The organism is Rhizobium sp. Leaf453 (assembly GCF_001425605.1).
Lineage (GTDB): Bacteria > Pseudomonadota > Alphaproteobacteria > Rhizobiales > Rhizobiaceae > Pararhizobium.
The window spans coordinates 168,060-182,736 of sequence record NZ_LMRG01000029.1; the positions used below are offsets into that span (position 1 = coordinate 168,060).

Annotated in this window: 13 protein-coding genes; 8 read left to right on the plus strand and 5 right to left on the minus strand. The window is 60.7% G+C overall.

All coding sequences use genetic code 11. The annotated features are described in order from the left end of the window. Window positions 1-44: 44 nt before the first annotated feature. On the minus strand, window positions 45-2,042 hold the full coding sequence (locus tag ASG68_RS27150; RefSeq protein WP_062576243.1) for a putative bifunctional diguanylate cyclase/phosphodiesterase: 1,998 nt from the start codon (window positions 2,040-2,042) through the stop codon (window positions 45-47). A 303-nt stretch (window positions 2,043-2,345) separates the two neighbouring features. Here ASG68_RS27150 and ASG68_RS27155 point away from each other — a divergent pair, with 303 nt between their 5' ends. After that, entirely contained in the window at window positions 2,346-3,389 is a 1,044-nt protein-coding gene (locus ASG68_RS27155) for a class I SAM-dependent methyltransferase (protein ID WP_062576645.1), read from the plus strand. Between the two features lie 78 nt (window positions 3,390-3,467). On the opposite strand, the gene ASG68_RS27160 is transcribed toward ASG68_RS27155, so the two are convergent. Beyond that, window positions 3,468-4,511, minus strand: a complete 1,044-nt coding sequence (locus tag ASG68_RS27160) for an aldo/keto reductase (protein WP_062576244.1) — start codon at window positions 4,509-4,511, stop codon at window positions 3,468-3,470. Between the two features lie 230 nt (window positions 4,512-4,741). Here ASG68_RS27160 and fabD point away from each other — a divergent pair, with 230 nt between their 5' ends. The 7 genes from fabD to gmk all read left to right on the plus strand — a co-directional run bounded on the left by fabD (window position 4,742) and on the right by gmk (window position 11,741). Next, window positions 4,742-5,686: an ACP S-malonyltransferase gene (gene fabD, locus ASG68_RS27165; RefSeq protein WP_062576245.1), complete on the plus strand. Its 945-nt coding sequence runs from the start codon at window positions 4,742-4,744 to the stop codon at window positions 5,684-5,686. 105 nt (window positions 5,687-5,791) lie between these two features. Beyond that, complete coding sequence (gene fabG / locus ASG68_RS27170; protein WP_062576246.1) at window positions 5,792-6,529, plus strand: 3-oxoacyl-[acyl-carrier-protein] reductase; 738 nt, start codon at window positions 5,792-5,794, stop codon at window positions 6,527-6,529. A gap of 314 nt (window positions 6,530-6,843) precedes the next feature. Next, a complete protein-coding gene (locus ASG68_RS27175; RefSeq protein WP_018327362.1) occupies window positions 6,844-7,080 on the plus strand; it encodes an acyl carrier protein in 237 nt (78 codons plus the stop codon). Between the two features lie 220 nt (window positions 7,081-7,300). After that, window positions 7,301-8,560, plus strand: coding sequence for a beta-ketoacyl-ACP synthase II (gene fabF / locus ASG68_RS27180; RefSeq protein ID WP_062576247.1), 1,260 nt, complete (start codon window positions 7,301-7,303; stop codon window positions 8,558-8,560). A gap of 297 nt (window positions 8,561-8,857) precedes the next feature. Next, window positions 8,858-10,033 carry an endolytic transglycosylase MltG gene (mltG, locus tag ASG68_RS27185; RefSeq protein WP_062576647.1) on the plus strand — a complete coding sequence of 392 codons (1,176 nt, stop codon included), beginning with the start codon at window positions 8,858-8,860 and terminating at the stop codon, window positions 10,031-10,033. 149 nt (window positions 10,034-10,182) lie between these two features. Next, window positions 10,183-11,073 (plus strand): YicC/YloC family endoribonuclease, encoded by an 891-nt coding sequence (locus tag ASG68_RS27190; protein WP_062576248.1) that lies wholly within the window; start codon window positions 10,183-10,185, stop codon window positions 11,071-11,073. A 2-nt stretch (window positions 11,074-11,075) separates the two neighbouring features. Further along, window positions 11,076-11,741 carry a guanylate kinase gene (gene gmk / locus ASG68_RS27195; RefSeq protein ID WP_062576249.1) on the plus strand — a complete coding sequence of 222 codons (666 nt, stop codon included), beginning with the start codon at window positions 11,076-11,078 and terminating at the stop codon, window positions 11,739-11,741. A gap of 45 nt (window positions 11,742-11,786) precedes the next feature. Here gmk and rsmA read toward each other — a convergent pair whose 3' ends face one another. The 3 genes from rsmA to ASG68_RS27210 are packed head-to-tail and all read right to left on the minus strand — an operon-like array spanning window position 11,787 to window position 14,557. Next, on the minus strand, window positions 11,787-12,614 hold the full coding sequence (gene rsmA / locus ASG68_RS27200) for a 16S rRNA (adenine(1518)-N(6)/adenine(1519)-N(6))-dimethyltransferase RsmA (RefSeq protein ID WP_062576250.1): 828 nt from the start codon (window positions 12,612-12,614) through the stop codon (window positions 11,787-11,789). Continuing rightward, window positions 12,614-13,642, minus strand: a complete 1,029-nt coding sequence (gene pdxA / locus ASG68_RS27205) for a 4-hydroxythreonine-4-phosphate dehydrogenase PdxA (RefSeq protein WP_062576251.1) — start codon at window positions 13,640-13,642, stop codon at window positions 12,614-12,616. The genes rsmA and pdxA overlap by 1 nt, the downstream gene beginning before the upstream one ends. Before the next feature lie 9 nt (window positions 13,643-13,651). Further along, window positions 13,652-14,557 (minus strand): peptidylprolyl isomerase, encoded by a 906-nt coding sequence (locus tag ASG68_RS27210; protein ID WP_413814051.1) that lies wholly within the window; start codon window positions 14,555-14,557, stop codon window positions 13,652-13,654. Between the last annotated feature and the right edge of the window lie 120 nt (window positions 14,558-14,677).

The window sequence follows — 14,677 nt, forward strand, 5'->3', positions numbered from 1 at the left end:
GCCGCCGGACTTAATCGCGTCCGGCACGACTGATCATCCGGCCATCACGCCGGCCGGGCAAGACGGTTCGGTCGCATGTCGCTGGCCGAGGTGGCGCGAAATGTGTCCGCCGGGGCAGGGCGGCCGACATGGAAGCCTTGAACCTGATCGATGCGGAATTCCCGCATCAACTTCAGCTGGTCCTCCGTCTCGACACCCTCGACCAGGATCTTGTGGCCGCGGTTGCGGACGAGGCCGATGATATCCTGCAGCATGGCCTTGCCGCGCGGGCTGCTGGTGTCATGCAGGAAGGAACGGTCGATCTTGACCGTGTCGAAGTCGATCAGGCGCAGCCAGGAAAGGCCGGCAAAGCCCGTGCCGAAATCATCGAGCCAGATCCGGATGCCGAGCGTCTTCAGATCGCTGATGCAGCGCAGGATGTCCGAGTGCATCTCCATTTCCAGGCCTTCGGTGATTTCGAAGGCAAGCCGGTTTCCGGCAACCTGCGTTTCGCCGAGGATGGCGGCGACGGATGCGGCAAAGCCCGGTGTCCTCAACTGGATCGGCGAAACGTTGACGCTGACGACCTTGACCTGGTTGTCCGCGAGCAATTCGCGGCATGCGGTCCGGATTGCCCATCGGCCGAGTTCGAGGATCGCGCCGGTGCGCTCGGCAATCGGAATGAACAGGCCGGGGGTGACCGGCGTGCCGTCAAGCATGCGCAGACGCATCAGCGCCTCGAAGGCTTCCAGCTTGCCGGTCGCGGCGTTCTGGATCGGCTGATAGACGAGCGAGACGAGGTTTTGCGCGATCGCGATCTTCAGGATCGCGGCGATGTTTTCGCTCTCATCGCTCGTCTGCGGATCGTTCGGATCGAACAGCTTGGCACAGTTGCGGCCGCTTGCCTTGGCGCTGTAAAGCGCCCGGTCTGCGTCGTTGATGATCTTCTCGAGCTTCGAGCCGGCATTGCTGCGGGTATAGGCAGCGCCGACGCTGACGGTGACGATCGAGACGCCATCGCGGCGCTGTTCGTGGATCAACTCCATCTCGTAGACCGTTCGGCAGATCAGGTTGGCAAGTGCCGCTACCTGTTCCTGCGAGTCCAGTTGGGCAATGACGATAAACTCTTCGCCGCCGAAACGGCCGATCGTGCCGTTGTAGGGCTGGATCGCCTTCTTCAGGGCATTCGAGACGAGAACAAGGCAGCGATCGCCTTCCTGATGGCCATAGCAGTCGTTGTAACGCTTGAAGAAATCGACGTCGATCAGGATGGCGGCAAAGTTGCTGCCGGATTTTTGCCAGTCGTTCCAGTAATCGCGCAGCCGCTGATCGACGGCGCGACGATTGTCGAGGCCGGTCAGTGGATCGGTATTGGACAAGCGCAGAAGCGCGTCACCGCGATCGGAGGCTTCTTTCTGTTGGTAGCGGGCTTCGAGCGCATTGAGGAAGACGTTGTAGCGCTCGCGGTTGAGCTTCCAGTTGATATAGGAACTGAACAGCAGGCAGGAGATGCAGAAGGCGCCGAAGGTCATCTTGTAGTAGAGGGCTTCCGGCGGGAAGGTTTGCAGGGCCGCCAGGAACATCACCGCGATGATTCCGGATCCGATCAGCGACAGGCGGAACCGGAAGCTGAAGAAGAGGTTGACGCTGAGCATGAAGATCGCGCCGAAGACCATGTAATAGGACATGGTGAGCGTGTCCGTCGTCATCAGCGCCGTCGGCAGCCAGCCGCCATAGGCGCAGACGAGTGCGAGCGTGCATACCCGGTCGATCGCGTCGGCGCTGGCACCGCGGTAGATCTGCACTTCCATCAGCAGCAGCATGATCGCGGAAATGATGAAGCGGGCGGCGATGGTGTAGGCAGAAACATCCCCGATCAGCAGAATGTCCGTGAGCGAGAACAAGAGATAGATCGTGACCGAAATCCACAACCCGCGGCGGGTGTCCTGCCGGCGCGCAGCTTCGCCTTCCGCAGCGTAGAGCCTGCGCAGCTCCTCGGAGGAGAGCTTTTGCGGCTCGCTGTGAAGATCGATCTCAACGACGTCAGCCAATGTGTGCTTCATGCACTGTATCCGTTACTTGCCCGGTCTTTCGAGCCTGAGTTCTTTCCGGTTCGGCGTTGCCCATGCACAGACGCGCTTTCTGATCGGGGCTGCCTATCAGGAAAGCGCAGTGTTCTGGAGCAGATTAAGGGAACTGCATTAAGTTTGTCTGAATTCGGGGCTATCAGCGTTTACCCCCTGTCCCATATAAACCGATGGTTTCAGGCGTGATTAACCATGTCGCGCGATAGTCGCGATTCCGTGCTAGAGATAATTACAATTTTAAGCATACTGTTAAGTGCGTTTTAACGGATGGTTTCAGCAGTGACCCAAGCACAGATTGTTTTCGACGGCGAAAGCCTGATCACCCCCAAGGCCATTAACAGTGAACTGGCATCGGCTCGGGCCGAGCTGCATTATGATCAGGTCGCCACGGGCAAGGCGGAGCTGGCCATCATTCTTCGAATCGCCCAGCAGCAGATTCAGGAAGACATCGAACCCGCAAAGATTATCCATCGGCTGATCGGCTCGCTGAACGAGATGCGCGCCAAGTATCACCCTAATGTCTGGCAGGAACTGATCCCGATTGTTCAGAACCATCCGGTCGCCGATTATTTCCACGAGGACCCGTTCACGCGCTGGTCGTTCGTCAAGCCGCGCGGCTATTCCGGCGACGCCCATCTGATCGACTTTATCTACGGTCATGAGAGCGTTGCAGAGGAGGTGGCGAATGCCTCGCCGCTCGGTCGCACGCTTTTTGAATATACCCGGAATTCGCCATCGCCGGTTGCGGTGCGCGAGCGCCGGGACCTGTTGACCAAGCATGTCGATGCCATCGCGGCCGAGAAGGGGCCGGGTACCGAAATCCTGACGGTCGCCGCCGGCCATCTGCGCGAGGCCGATCGTTCGGTGGCCTTGGAGAATGGCAGCATCAAGCGCTGGGTGGCGCTGGATCAGGACCCGCAGAGCGTCGGCTCCATGACCCGCGATTTCAAGGGCACCTGCATCGAGGCGATCGACGGTTCCGTGCGCGGGCTGTTGACCAAGGCCCACAAGATCGGCACGTTCGACTTTATCTATGCGGCCGGTCTCTATGACTATCTTGCCGACAAAGTGGCGATCAAGCTGACGCAGACCTGCCTCGACATGCTGAAGCCGAACGGTTCTTTCCTGTTCGCCAACTTCTCCCGCGATGTCGCCGATGACGGTTACATGGAGACGTTCATGAACTGGGCGCTGCTGCTGCGCTCAGAAGTCGATATGTGGAACATCATCCATGCCAGCGCGCCGAAGGAGCAGTTCTCGGCGACCGTCGAGTTCGGTGCCAACGGCAATATCGTCTACGGCATGATCCGCAAGCTGTCCTGACATTGCCACGGATTACAATGAAAAGGCCGCGCTCCGGAAGGGCGCGGCCTTTTCGTTTCATGTCGCCGAAGAGGGCTGTCAGATCGGCGCGGGATACATCTTGTGCAGCTTTGCGATGCCAGCCAGCACGTCGGCCGACAGCGTGACGTCCTTGGCGCCGATATCAGTCTTCAACTGCTCCATTGTGGTTGCGCCGATGATGACCGAGGTCATGAACGGCCGCGTCAGGCTGAAGGCAAGCTGCATCTGGGCAAGGTCGAGGCCGTAGGTCTCGGCGAGCGCCGCGTAGGCAGCGACAGCCGGTTCCTGGTGTTCGGTATAGCGGCCGCCGAGGTCGCCATTGATCGTCAGGCGCGACCCTTTCGGCCGCGCACCATTCAGGTATTTCCCCGACAGCAGTCCGGCTGCCAGCGGCGAATAGGCGAGCAGGCCGACATTTTCGTGGTGGCTCACTTCGGCGAGGTCGAGATCGAAGGAGCGATAGAGGAAATTGTATTCGTTCTGGATCGAAGCGATGCGCGGCAGGCCGTGCTTTTCGGCAAGCGCCAGCATGGTCATCGTGCCCCAGGCAGTGTCATTGCACAGGCCGACATGGCGAACCTTGCCTTCCTTGACGAAGGCGGCGAGTGTTTCGTGGATGGCCAGCAGATCGTCGCGCGTGGCATTTGTATCCTGACGGGAGGGGTCGTAGGTCCAGGATTGACGGAAATGATAATGTCCCCGGTTGGGCCAATGCATCTGGTAGAGGTCGATGTAGTCGGTCTGCAGCCGCTTCAGGCTGATGTCCAGCGCTTCGCGCATCGTTTTCGGGCTGGCCGGCGAGCCATTGCGAATATAGGGGCGGCCCGGACCGGTGACCTTCGTGGCGACGATGATGTCTTCCCGCTTGCCGCTCGCCTTCAGCCAGGTGCCGATATAGTCCTCCGTCAGGCCACGCGTCTCCGGGCCGGCCGGCGTGACAGGGTAGAGTTCTGCGGTGTCGAAGAAGTTGATGCCCTGGTCGACGGCATAGTTCATCTGCCCATGGGCTTCGGCTTCGGAGTTCTGCGTTCCCCAGGTCATGGTTCCCAGGCAGATTTCGGAAACCTGGATACCGGTTCTGCCGAGTGTCTTGTATTTCATGTGCGGTGCGTGCCTCAAATTGGTTCGGCGGCGAATGTAGAGGCTGGTTGCTGCGGCGCAAGGGCAAAGCATGCCGCCGTTCACAAACAGCTATCAGACGGGCTGAAGCCTTGACTTGCAGTGCAGGAATGTGAATGGAAAGGAAAATATCGCCTGCCAGCATTATTTTGACAGTGCGCCGGACATTATAACTGCGCGTCTCATCGCGCAAGACGAGAGGGACCAACCTCATGGCCATCGCTTTCACATTTCCAGGACAGGGCAGTCAGGCGCTCGGCATGGGCAAGGATCTGGCGGATGCCTTCCCGGAGGCTGCTGCCGTCTTTGCCGAAGTCGACGACGCGCTCGGCGAAAAGCTTTCCGACATCATGTGGAACGGTCCGGAAGAAACGCTAACGTTGACGGCCAACGCACAGCCGGCGCTGATGGCGGTGTCCATCGCTGCGCTGCGGGTGCTGGAGGCAAAGGGGCTGGACCTGAAGTCCAAGGTTTCCTATGTCGCCGGCCACTCGCTGGGCGAGTATTCGGCGCTTTGTGCTGCCGGTACCTTCTCTTTGGCCGATACGGCACGGCTGTTGCGCATTCGTGGCAATGCGATGCAGGCTGCGGTGCCGGTCGGCATGGGTGCGATGGCGGCGATCATCGGCTTGGAACATGCCGACGTCGATTCTGTCTGCAAGGAAGCGTCGGTGCTCGGTTCCTGCCAGATCGCCAATGACAATGGCGGTGGCCAGTTGGTTATTTCCGGCGAAAAGGCGGCGGTCGAAAAGGCTGCGGCGCTCGCCACGGAAAAGGGCGCCAAGCGCGCCATCCTGCTGCCGGTGTCCGCTCCCTTCCATTCGTCGTTGATGGCGCCCGCCGCCGATGCCATGCATGCCGCTTTGGCAAAGGTGACCAAGCACAATCCCGTTATACCGCTGATCGCCAACGTCCGCGCACTTCCCGTAACCGACGCGGTCGAAATCGCCAGCCTGCTTGTCGAGCAGGTCACAGGCCAGGTCCGCTGGCGCGAAACCGTCGAATGGTTCGCAGCCAACGATGTCACGACACTCTATGAAGTGGGATCCGGCAAGGTTCTGACCGGACTGGCCCGCCGCATCGACAAGACGGTGACCGGTATCGCGATCAATTCGCCCGCCGATATCGACGCCGCGCTGCAGACCCTGCTTGCCTGAATTTATTGCGAATAGCGAAGAGCGAATAGAAAGCTGCCGCTGCTATTGCTCTTCATCTATTCGCGCCTCCCTATTCGCTATTTGCTCTAAAAAGAGGAAACAACCATGTTCGATCTGTCCGGCCGCAAGGCTCTCGTTACCGGCGCTTCCGGTGGTATCGGCGAGGAAATCGCCCGCATCCTGCACGCGCAGGGCGCCATTGTCGGTTTGCACGGCACCCGCGTCGAAAAGCTCGAGGAACTTGGCAATTCGCTCGGTGATCGCGTTCACCTGTTCCCGGCAAACCTTGCCGATCGCGCCGCCGTCAAGGCGCTGGGCGAAAAGGCAGAGGCCGATCTCGGCGGCGTCGATATCCTCGTCAACAATGCCGGCATCACCAAGGATGGCCTGTTCGTGCGCATGAGCGACGAGGACTGGGATGCCGTTCTCGAAGTCAACCTCACCTCGGTCTTCCGGCTGACGCGCGAACTGACCCATCCGATGATGCGCCGTCGCCATGGCCGCATCATCAACATCACGTCGATCGTCGGGGTGACCGGAAATCCGGGCCAAGCCAATTATTGTGCCTCGAAGGCTGGCATGATCGGCTTTTCCAAGTCGCTGGCGCAGGAAATCGCCACACGCAACGTCACGGTCAACTGTGTCGCTCCGGGCTTCATCGAAAGCGCCATGACCGGCAAGCTGAACGACAAGCAGAAGGACGCCATCATGGGCGCCATTCCGATGAAGCGCATGGGTACAGGCGGCGAAGTGGCGGCCGCAGTCGCTTATCTCGCGTCCAACGAGGCTGCCTACGTCACTGGCCAGACCATTCATGTCAACGGCGGCATGGCAATGATCTGACCGGCGTCAAACGCCTGCGCCGCCGCGATTCCGGGTCAATCGGAGGAGCGGGGCGCAAATACCGGGATTTGCGTGTTGACCAAGCCATTCCCGGCCATTTTCGGACTTTGCGACGGACTTAAACCGTGTTAATCGGGCCATGACTGTGCGCAGTCGATCGGATGATATGAGGTTCACGCAGGCTTTTGGCGCGTGGTTGACCGCTCTTCCGGTTGAACGAATTGCCTGCCGGATCGTCTTGATCTGTCAGGCGTTAATAGGGTACCGATGTCAGAACGGCATCGTTGAGAAAAACAAAGGTCGAGGAATCCGACATGAGCGACGTAGCAGAACGCGTAAAGAAAATTGTTATTGATCATCTTGGCGTCGATGCCGAAAAGGTTTCGGAAGGCGCAAGCTTCATCGACGACCTGGGCGCGGACTCGCTCGACACCGTCGAACTGGTCATGGCATTCGAAGAAGAGTTCGGCGTCGAGATCCCTGACGATGCAGCGGACTCGATCCTGACGGTCGGCGACGCTGTCAAGTTCATCGAAAAGGCACAGGCCTGATATAAGGCGGTGCAGGGCGGGGCGCGTTTGCGACCCGCCTCTTTCGTCCCGTCGCGGGGCACGCTTTCCTTTGGAAGGCAAAAGCGTGACAAGGAAAGCCGGCTAGGGCTTCCGTACCTGAGATCACGCGGTATTCGCATCACGGAAATGGATGTACGGATCCGGTTCATGCGCGAGGTCCGATCCAGTTCCGACTAACTGGCAGGGTGGATCACGGGTTATGAGACGTGTCGTTATCACCGGTACCGGCATGGTATCTCCCTTGGGTTGCGGGACCGAGGTTTCCTGGTCGCGACTCATTGCCGGAGAAAACGCAGCCCGCAAGGTTACCGAATTCGAAGTCGAGGACTTGCCTGCGAAGATTGCCTGCCGCATTCCGTTCGGCGATGGCACAAACGGCACCTACAGTCCCGATAGCTGGATGGAACTGAAGGAACAGCGCAAGGTCGATCCCTTCATCATCTACGCTGTTGCCGCTGCCGACATGGCGCTGGCGGATGCCGACTGGCATCCCAAGTCCGACGAAGACCAGATCGCGACCGGCGTCCTGATCGGTTCGGGCATCGGTGGCCTCGAAGGCATTGTCGAGGGCGGCTACACGCTGCGCGACAAGGGCCCGCGCCGCGTTTCGCCCTTCTTCATTCCCGGCCGTCTGATCAATCTTGCTTCCGGGCAGGTCTCCATCCGTCACAAGCTGCGCGGCCCGAACCATTCGGTCGTGACCGCCTGTTCCACCGGCGCGCATGCCATCGGTGATGCAAGCCGCCTGATCGCGCTCGGCGATGCCGACGTCATGGTCGCGGGCGGTACGGAATCTCCGATCTCGCGCATCGCGCTGGCCGGCTTTGCCGCCTGCAAGGCTCTTTCGACGCAGCACAACGACGATCCGACCAAGGCATCGCGCCCCTACGACAAGGACCGCGACGGTTTCGTCATGGGCGAGGGCGCTGGCGTGGTGGTTCTGGAAGAGCTGGAACACGCTTTGGCGCGCGGCGCCAAGATCTACGCCGAAGTGGTCGGCTACGGGCTGTCCGGCGATGCCTTCCACATCACCGCTCCGGCTGAGGATGGCGATGGTGCGTATCGTTGCATGCAGATGGCGCTGAAGCGCGCCGGTCTCTCCGCTGCCGATATCGATTATGTAAATGCGCACGGCACATCGACCATGGCCGACACGATCGAACTCGGCGCTGTCGAGCGGGTGCTGGGCGAGCATGCCGGCAAGGTTTCGATGTCATCGACGAAATCGGCGATCGGTCACCTGCTCGGTGCGGCCGGCGCGGTCGAGGCGATTTTCTGCGCCCTGGCGATCCGCGACAATGTTGCGCCGCCGACCCTCAATCTGGACAATCCTTCGACGGAAACGAAGATCGACCTGGTTCCGCACGTGGCGCGCAAGCGCCAGATCGACGTGGCCCTGTCGAATTCCTTCGGCTTCGGCGGTACGAACGCCTCCCTCGTTCTGCGCCGTTACGGCTGACACAGGCGATGCGGGGCCGCCAAACTGGCGGTTCGCCCGCATTCTGTTGCGCCCGGCGTATGACTATTTGCGGCAGCTATCCAGTTTTTGCCGCATTGCTCGGTTCAAACGTGCTGGAAGGACGATTGCGACCTTGAAAACGGATTCGGTGGGGCCGATTTCCGTTCACGCTGACACAAGGCCGGCAGGGCAAGATTGCTATCGTCGCTATGAAATGATTCTCTTTCCTGTTTCTCTTCTGGAGTTCGCATCAGGGATCGAGACGTGCATGATGCGGACTCCAGGATCAGGACGATCGTGAACGACGTAAACGACAACAGCGCAGCGCCATTCGGCCGCAATGAGGCCAGTGGCCCGATCATTCCGAAATCGGCGAGCGAAGCCCTTCGCCCAGAAAAAGTGCCGCAACCGCCCAAGCGTTCCCGCAAGGCGAAGAGTCAGGTCGTCATTTTCCTGAATTTCGTGATGACCGTCATTGTCTGCCTGACGATTGCCGCTGCTGGCACGGTCTATTACGCGATGACCGCCTATGAAGACAAAGGTCCGCTGGCGGCCAACACGAATTTCATTGTGCGCAACGGCGCCGGTATCCAGGAAATCGCCAGCAGCCTCGAGCGCAACAATATCGTCTCGGACGGACGCGTATTCCGCTTCATGTCGGAAGCCTACCTGGATGACAATGATACGCTGAAGGCCGGTGAATACGAGATCAAGGCCGGCTCTTCGATGCAGGAGATCATGCAACTCCTGAAATCCGGTAAGTCCATTCTCTATTCCGTTTCTCTTCCCGAAGGGCTGACCGTCAAGCAGATGTTCACCAAGCTGAGCGTCGACCCGGTTCTGGAGGGAGACTTGCCGTCCACCCTGCCGGCGGAAGGGACGCTGCGCCCCGACACCTACAAGTTTTCCCGCGGGACGAAGCGGGCGGAAATCGTCGCGCAGATGACGCAGGCGCAGAAGGCACTGGTCGACCAGATCTGGGACAAGCGCGATCCGGACCTGCCGATCGCCAACCGCGAAGAATTCGTCACGCTCGCATCGATCGTCGAGAAGGAAACGGGTATTGCCGACGAACGCTCGCGTGTCGCTTCCGTGTTTATCAACCGGCTTGAAAAGGGCATGCGCCTGCAGTCGGATCCGACGATCATCTACGGGATTTTCGGTGGCGACGGGAAGCCTGCTGACCGGCCGATCCTGAAATCGGACCTCGACAAGCAGACGCCGTACAACACCTATCTCATCAAGGGCCTGCCGCCGACGCCAATTGCCAATCCGGGCCGCGCGGCGCTGGAGGCGGTCGCCAATCCGTCACGGACCTCCGATCTCTATTTCGTTGCTGACGGAACGGGTGGCCATGTGTTCGCAACGACACTCGACGAGCACAACACCAACGTCCGGCGTTGGCGCAAGCTGGAAGCCGAAAAGGCCGCAGCAGCCGCCAAGACGGACGAAGCGGCTCCGGCTCAGGAATAAAAAGCCTTTCTGCTTGTGGATGATACGGCTCCGCTACGCTTGACCCTTGCGGTCGAGTGTGCCGGAGCCGTACACATTCCAGCACCAATTCAAAGTTCGGCAGGTGACCAGCGTCAGCGACGCCCGCCCGCGAGACCCGAGGAGACACGATGCCGTTGCAATCCATGACAGGATTTGCCCGTCGCGAGGGAACGTCCGGGCGTTATCGTTGGGCGTGGGAACTGCGTTCGGTCAACGGCAAGGGGCTTGACCTGCGCCTGCGCCTGCCGACGGGCACCGAGCATCTGGAGACGGATGTGCGCAGGCTGATCGCCGAGAGTTTTTCGCGCGGCAATATGCAGGTCAATCTCAGTGTCAGCACGAGCGAAGCGGGCGTCGAGACCGTCGTCAACCAAGGCGCTCTGGCGGCTGTCCTGTCGCTGCGCGAGCAGTTGCGCGACGTCATCGATCCGGCGCCGCTGCGCCTCGATACACTGCTGTCGATCCGCGGCATCGTCGATTTCCGTGAACCGGAAGAGCAGGAAGGCGAGCGTGCCGCGCGGGACGCCGATCTCCTGTCCGGCCTGCATCTGGCGCTCGCGGACATGACGACCATGCGCCAGGCCGAGGGCGAGGCTCTGCGCAAGGTTCTCCTGGAGCAGATCGAAACCATCGAGATGCTGACGCGCCAGATCGAGGCGGATCCCTCGCGCAGTGTCCAGTCGATCAGCGTTCGCCTGGCCGGCCAGGTCGCTATCATTCTCGAAGGAGCCGCCACAAGTATCGATCAGGATCGCCTGTACGGCGAGGTTGCGCTGCTGGCCGCAAAGGCCGATATCCGTGAGGAACTCGATCGCCTGCGCACGCACGTGACCGCGGCCCGCGACCTTCTGCGCAAGGGCGGTCCCGTCGGTCGCAAACTCGATTTCCTTTCCCAGGAATTTAACCGCGAATCGAATACGATCTGTTCGAAGTCCAATGCCGCGTCGGTAACAGCCGCCGGCATCGAGTTGAAGGTCGTCATCGATCAGTTCCGTGAACAGGTCCAAAATCTGGAGTGACCATGAGCCCCGCCAGCAAAACCTCTACCAAAGCCATCCAGCGCCGCGGCCTGATGCTGGTGATCTCCTCGCCATCCGGCGCAGGCAAGTCGACGATCGCCCGCAATCTGCTGGAATCCGACCCGCATATGAGTATTTCCGTCAGCGTGACGACGCGCAAGCGTCGCCCGAGCGAGATCGAGGGGCGTCACTACTTCTTCAAGTCGATCCGCGAATTCGAGGGCCTGCGCCAGACGGATGCGCTGCTCGAATGGGCCGAGGTTCACGGGAATTTCTACGGAACGCCGCGTGACGCTGTCGAGGCGGCAATGTCCGAAGGTCAGGACATGCTGTTCGATATCGACTGGCAGGGCGCCCAGCAGTTGCAGGAGAAGATGGGCGGCGATGTCGTGTCGATCTTCATCCTGCCGCCGACCATGGCCGAACTACAATCGCGCCTGCATCGCCGCGCCGAGGACACCGAAGAGGTGATCGCCACGCGTCTGGCCAATTCGCGTTCGGAAATCGAGCACTGGCTGGAATACGACTACATCGTCGTCAACGAAGACCTCGACAGCGCCTTCGCCTCCGTCAAGGCGATCGTGGAGGCCGAGCGCCTGCGCCGTGACCGTCGTCCCGGTCTGTTCGAATTCGTCAACGGCCTGCTGACCGAGACGCCGAAGCTCTAATGATCGGTATCGCTCGAGGCGTTGTCTTCAAGCGATACGTCACCGTTACAAGCAGTTGGCCAAACGGCAGAATTCTTCCACGGAGAGCGTTTCCGCGCGACGCTGAGGATCGATGTCGGCCTTGGCGAGCAGGGCTTCGCCGCCGATCGATTTGACACTCTGGCGCAGCATCTTGCGGCGCTGGCCGAAGGCGGCCATTGTCACTTTTTCCAGGTTTTCGGCGGAGCAGGGGATCGGGTTTGCGATCGGCTCCAGATGCACCACGGACGACGTCACCTTCGGTGGCGGCGAGAAGGCCTGTGGCGGTACGTCGAAGGCCATGCGGGCGTCGGTGCGCCAGCCGCAGAGAACGCCCAGGCGACCGTAGTGATTGTCGTCTTCGCGCGCCACGATCCGAAGTCCTACCTCACGCTGGAACATCAGCGTCAGCGACTGGTAGAAGGGTGGCCACGCCTTCGGCAGGAGCCAGTTGACCAGCAATTGCGTGCCGACATTGTAGGGCAGGTTGGCGATGATCTTCACCGGGCCTTCGATGCCGAGATCCTCGAATGGGGTCTTCAGCGCGTCGCCCTCGATCACCTCGAGACGGCCGGGATAGAAATCACCGATTTCCGCCAATGCCGGCAGGCAGCGGGAATCACGCTCGACGGCGACGACCTTCTTGGCGCCGAGGGAAAGAATGGCCCGGGTGAGACCGCCCGGACCGGGACCGACCTCGATCACCGTCACACCCTCAAGTGGCCCGGCGGTGCGGGCGATTTTCTGGGTGAGGTTCAGGTCCAGCAGAAAGTTCTGGCCAAGCGCTTTCTTCGCGTCGAGGCCATGCCTGGAAATGACATCGCGCAGCGGCGGCAGTCCGTCGATCGCCGCCATCAGCGTTTACCTTCCGCTGCATTGTCGGCAAGTTGCCGCGCCATGCGGAGCGCTGCCAGCAAGCTGTCGGCGCGGGCAATGCCCTTGCCGGCCAGGCTGAAGGCCGTACCATGGTCCGGCGAGGTGCGGATGAAGGGCAGGCCGAGCGTGACGTTGACGCTGTCGTCGAAGCCGAGCGCCTTGGCGGGGATCAGGGCCTGGTCGTGATACATGCAAATGGCCACATCGTAGGTCGCGCGGGCGCGGTCGTGGAACATGGTGTCGGCGGGCAGGGGGCCGGCAATATCGACGCCCTCCGCCTTCAAACGGTCGATGACCGGCTTGATGATCGCATCATCTTCATGACCAAGCGCACCACCTTCACCGGCATGCGGATTGAGGCCCGCAACCGCGACACGCGGTGACGGCAGGCCGAACCGGGCCTTGAGGTCGGCGACGGTGATCGCGCAGGTTCGGTAGATCAGGTCGCCGGTCAGTTGGTCGGGAACGTACTTGAGCGGAATATGGATCGTAACCGGCACTGCCATCAGCTTCGGCCCGGCCAACATCATGACAGGCAGCAGCGGCTTGCCGGTCGCCCGTTCGCCAATATCAGCGAGAAATTCGGTATGGCCGGGAAACTGGAAGCCGGCATCGTAGAGGACGGACTTAGCGATCGGATTGGTGACAACGGCGGACGTCTCGCCCGCCATCGTCAACTGGACAGCCATTTCGATGGCGCCCGTGATCGCGCCGGCGTTGGCCGAGTTCGGGATACCGGTGGAAACATTGGCTGCGCAGGTGACTGGCAGGACAGGCAGAGCGTCGTCAAATGTCGAGACGGCGTGATCACAGTCGGTTTCGCGAACAGGTACATCAAGCCCCAACAGCCGGGCACGCTCCGAGAGTGCGCTGGGATCACCGAGGAAAATGAAGGGCGGGACCTGCAAGTCCCGCCTGTCGACCCACGCTGCAAGGGTGATGTCGAGGCCAATGCCGGCGGGATCACCCATGGTCAGGGCGAGCGGCCTGTCGCGTGTCGGGTTCATGGAAGAAGGCTACTTTTCGACGATCTGCGCCCGCTTGCGCAGTTCTTCCATATAGCGCTTGCTGTTCGGATCTTCGCCTTCCTGCTTCTTGCCGATATCCTCGGCCCGGAAGACGATTTCAGCGGCGACGTCGTCATTCACTTCGCGCTTCTTGCAGATCGCGAGATATTCGACACCGCGTTCGGTCACGCGCGTTCCGGTCGTGTTGCCGTCACCGGCCTTTTCGATCAGCGGTTTCCAATCGGTCGGAAGTTCCTGTGCCATGACACGGCCGAGATTGCGGATCGAGACATCGCGCATCGTCGCGGCGAAAACCTTGGCCTGTTCACAGCCCGGATATTTCGAGCGCGATGCATTGGCTTCCGCCTGACGCTTGCCAATGATGGCGTTGCGCTTAGACGCCGGCACCACGAAGATCACCTGCTGCAGGAAATATTCTGTCGTCACTGGCTTGGTGCCGCCGTTCTCCTGCATCCGGCGGACAAGCTCCTCGTTCGAGAGGCGGCCGCCGCCGCCGCCGCTGCCATATCGACCGTTGACGAGGCGCGGCCAGCTCATGGCGATCGCAACATAGGCCTTGAAGTGATCGAGACCGACGCCAGCACGGTCGAGAACCTGTGAAAGCTGGGCGACCGTCATCTTGTTGCCGCTGGCAAAACGTCCGACTGCTGCATCCACATCCGTCGTGCTGACGGACGCGCCGACCCTCAGGATTTCGTCCCGCTTCAGAGCTTCGTCGATCAACTGTTCGCGGGCCACACCGGCACCACCGCCTTGCCGCTGCAGGCGCATGAAGGCGGTTCTCTTGGCCACGTCGCCGGATGTGATGGCCGTGCCATTGACGACCGCGACGACCTTGCTGGCTGCCAGCACGGCCGGCGCCGAAGACAATGCAATGCCACAGGCAAGGACCATTGCCGCAACAGCACGCGTGATCGAGAGTTTCCCGCCCATTCCCTATCCTTTTCATTCTCCTCGAACGCAGAGGGTTCGCAGGCCATGATCTTTGCCAAGCGCAGTCATCCTGCACATTTC

Excerpts from the sequence above, each read along its gene's own strand:
- ASG68_RS27150 (WP_062576243.1), bottom strand. The coding sequence starts at position 2,042 with ATGAAGCACACATTGGCTGACGTCGTTGAGATCGATCTTCACAGCGAG.
- ASG68_RS27160 (WP_062576244.1), bottom strand. The coding sequence starts at position 4,511 with ATGAAATACAAGACACTCGGCAGAACCGGTATCCAGGTTTCCGAAATC.
- fabD (WP_062576245.1), top strand. The coding sequence starts at position 4,742 with ATGGCCATCGCTTTCACATTTCCAGGACAGGGCAGTCAGGCGCTCGGC.
- fabG (WP_062576246.1), top strand. The coding sequence starts at position 5,792 with ATGTTCGATCTGTCCGGCCGCAAGGCTCTCGTTACCGGCGCTTCCGGT.
- ASG68_RS27175 (WP_018327362.1), top strand. The coding sequence starts at position 6,844 with ATGAGCGACGTAGCAGAACGCGTAAAGAAAATTGTTATTGATCATCTT.
- fabF (WP_062576247.1), top strand. The coding sequence starts at position 7,301 with ATGAGACGTGTCGTTATCACCGGTACCGGCATGGTATCTCCCTTGGGT.
- ASG68_RS27190 (WP_062576248.1), top strand. The coding sequence starts at position 10,183 with ATGCCGTTGCAATCCATGACAGGATTTGCCCGTCGCGAGGGAACGTCC.
- gmk (WP_062576249.1), top strand. The coding sequence starts at position 11,076 with ATGAGCCCCGCCAGCAAAACCTCTACCAAAGCCATCCAGCGCCGCGGC.
- rsmA (WP_062576250.1), bottom strand. The coding sequence starts at position 12,614 with ATGGCGGCGATCGACGGACTGCCGCCGCTGCGCGATGTCATTTCCAGG.
- pdxA (WP_062576251.1), bottom strand. The coding sequence starts at position 13,642 with ATGAACCCGACACGCGACAGGCCGCTCGCCCTGACCATGGGTGATCCC.
- ASG68_RS27210 (WP_413814051.1), bottom strand. The coding sequence starts at position 14,557 with ATGGTCCTTGCCTGTGGCATTGCATTGTCTTCGGCGCCGGCCGTGCTG.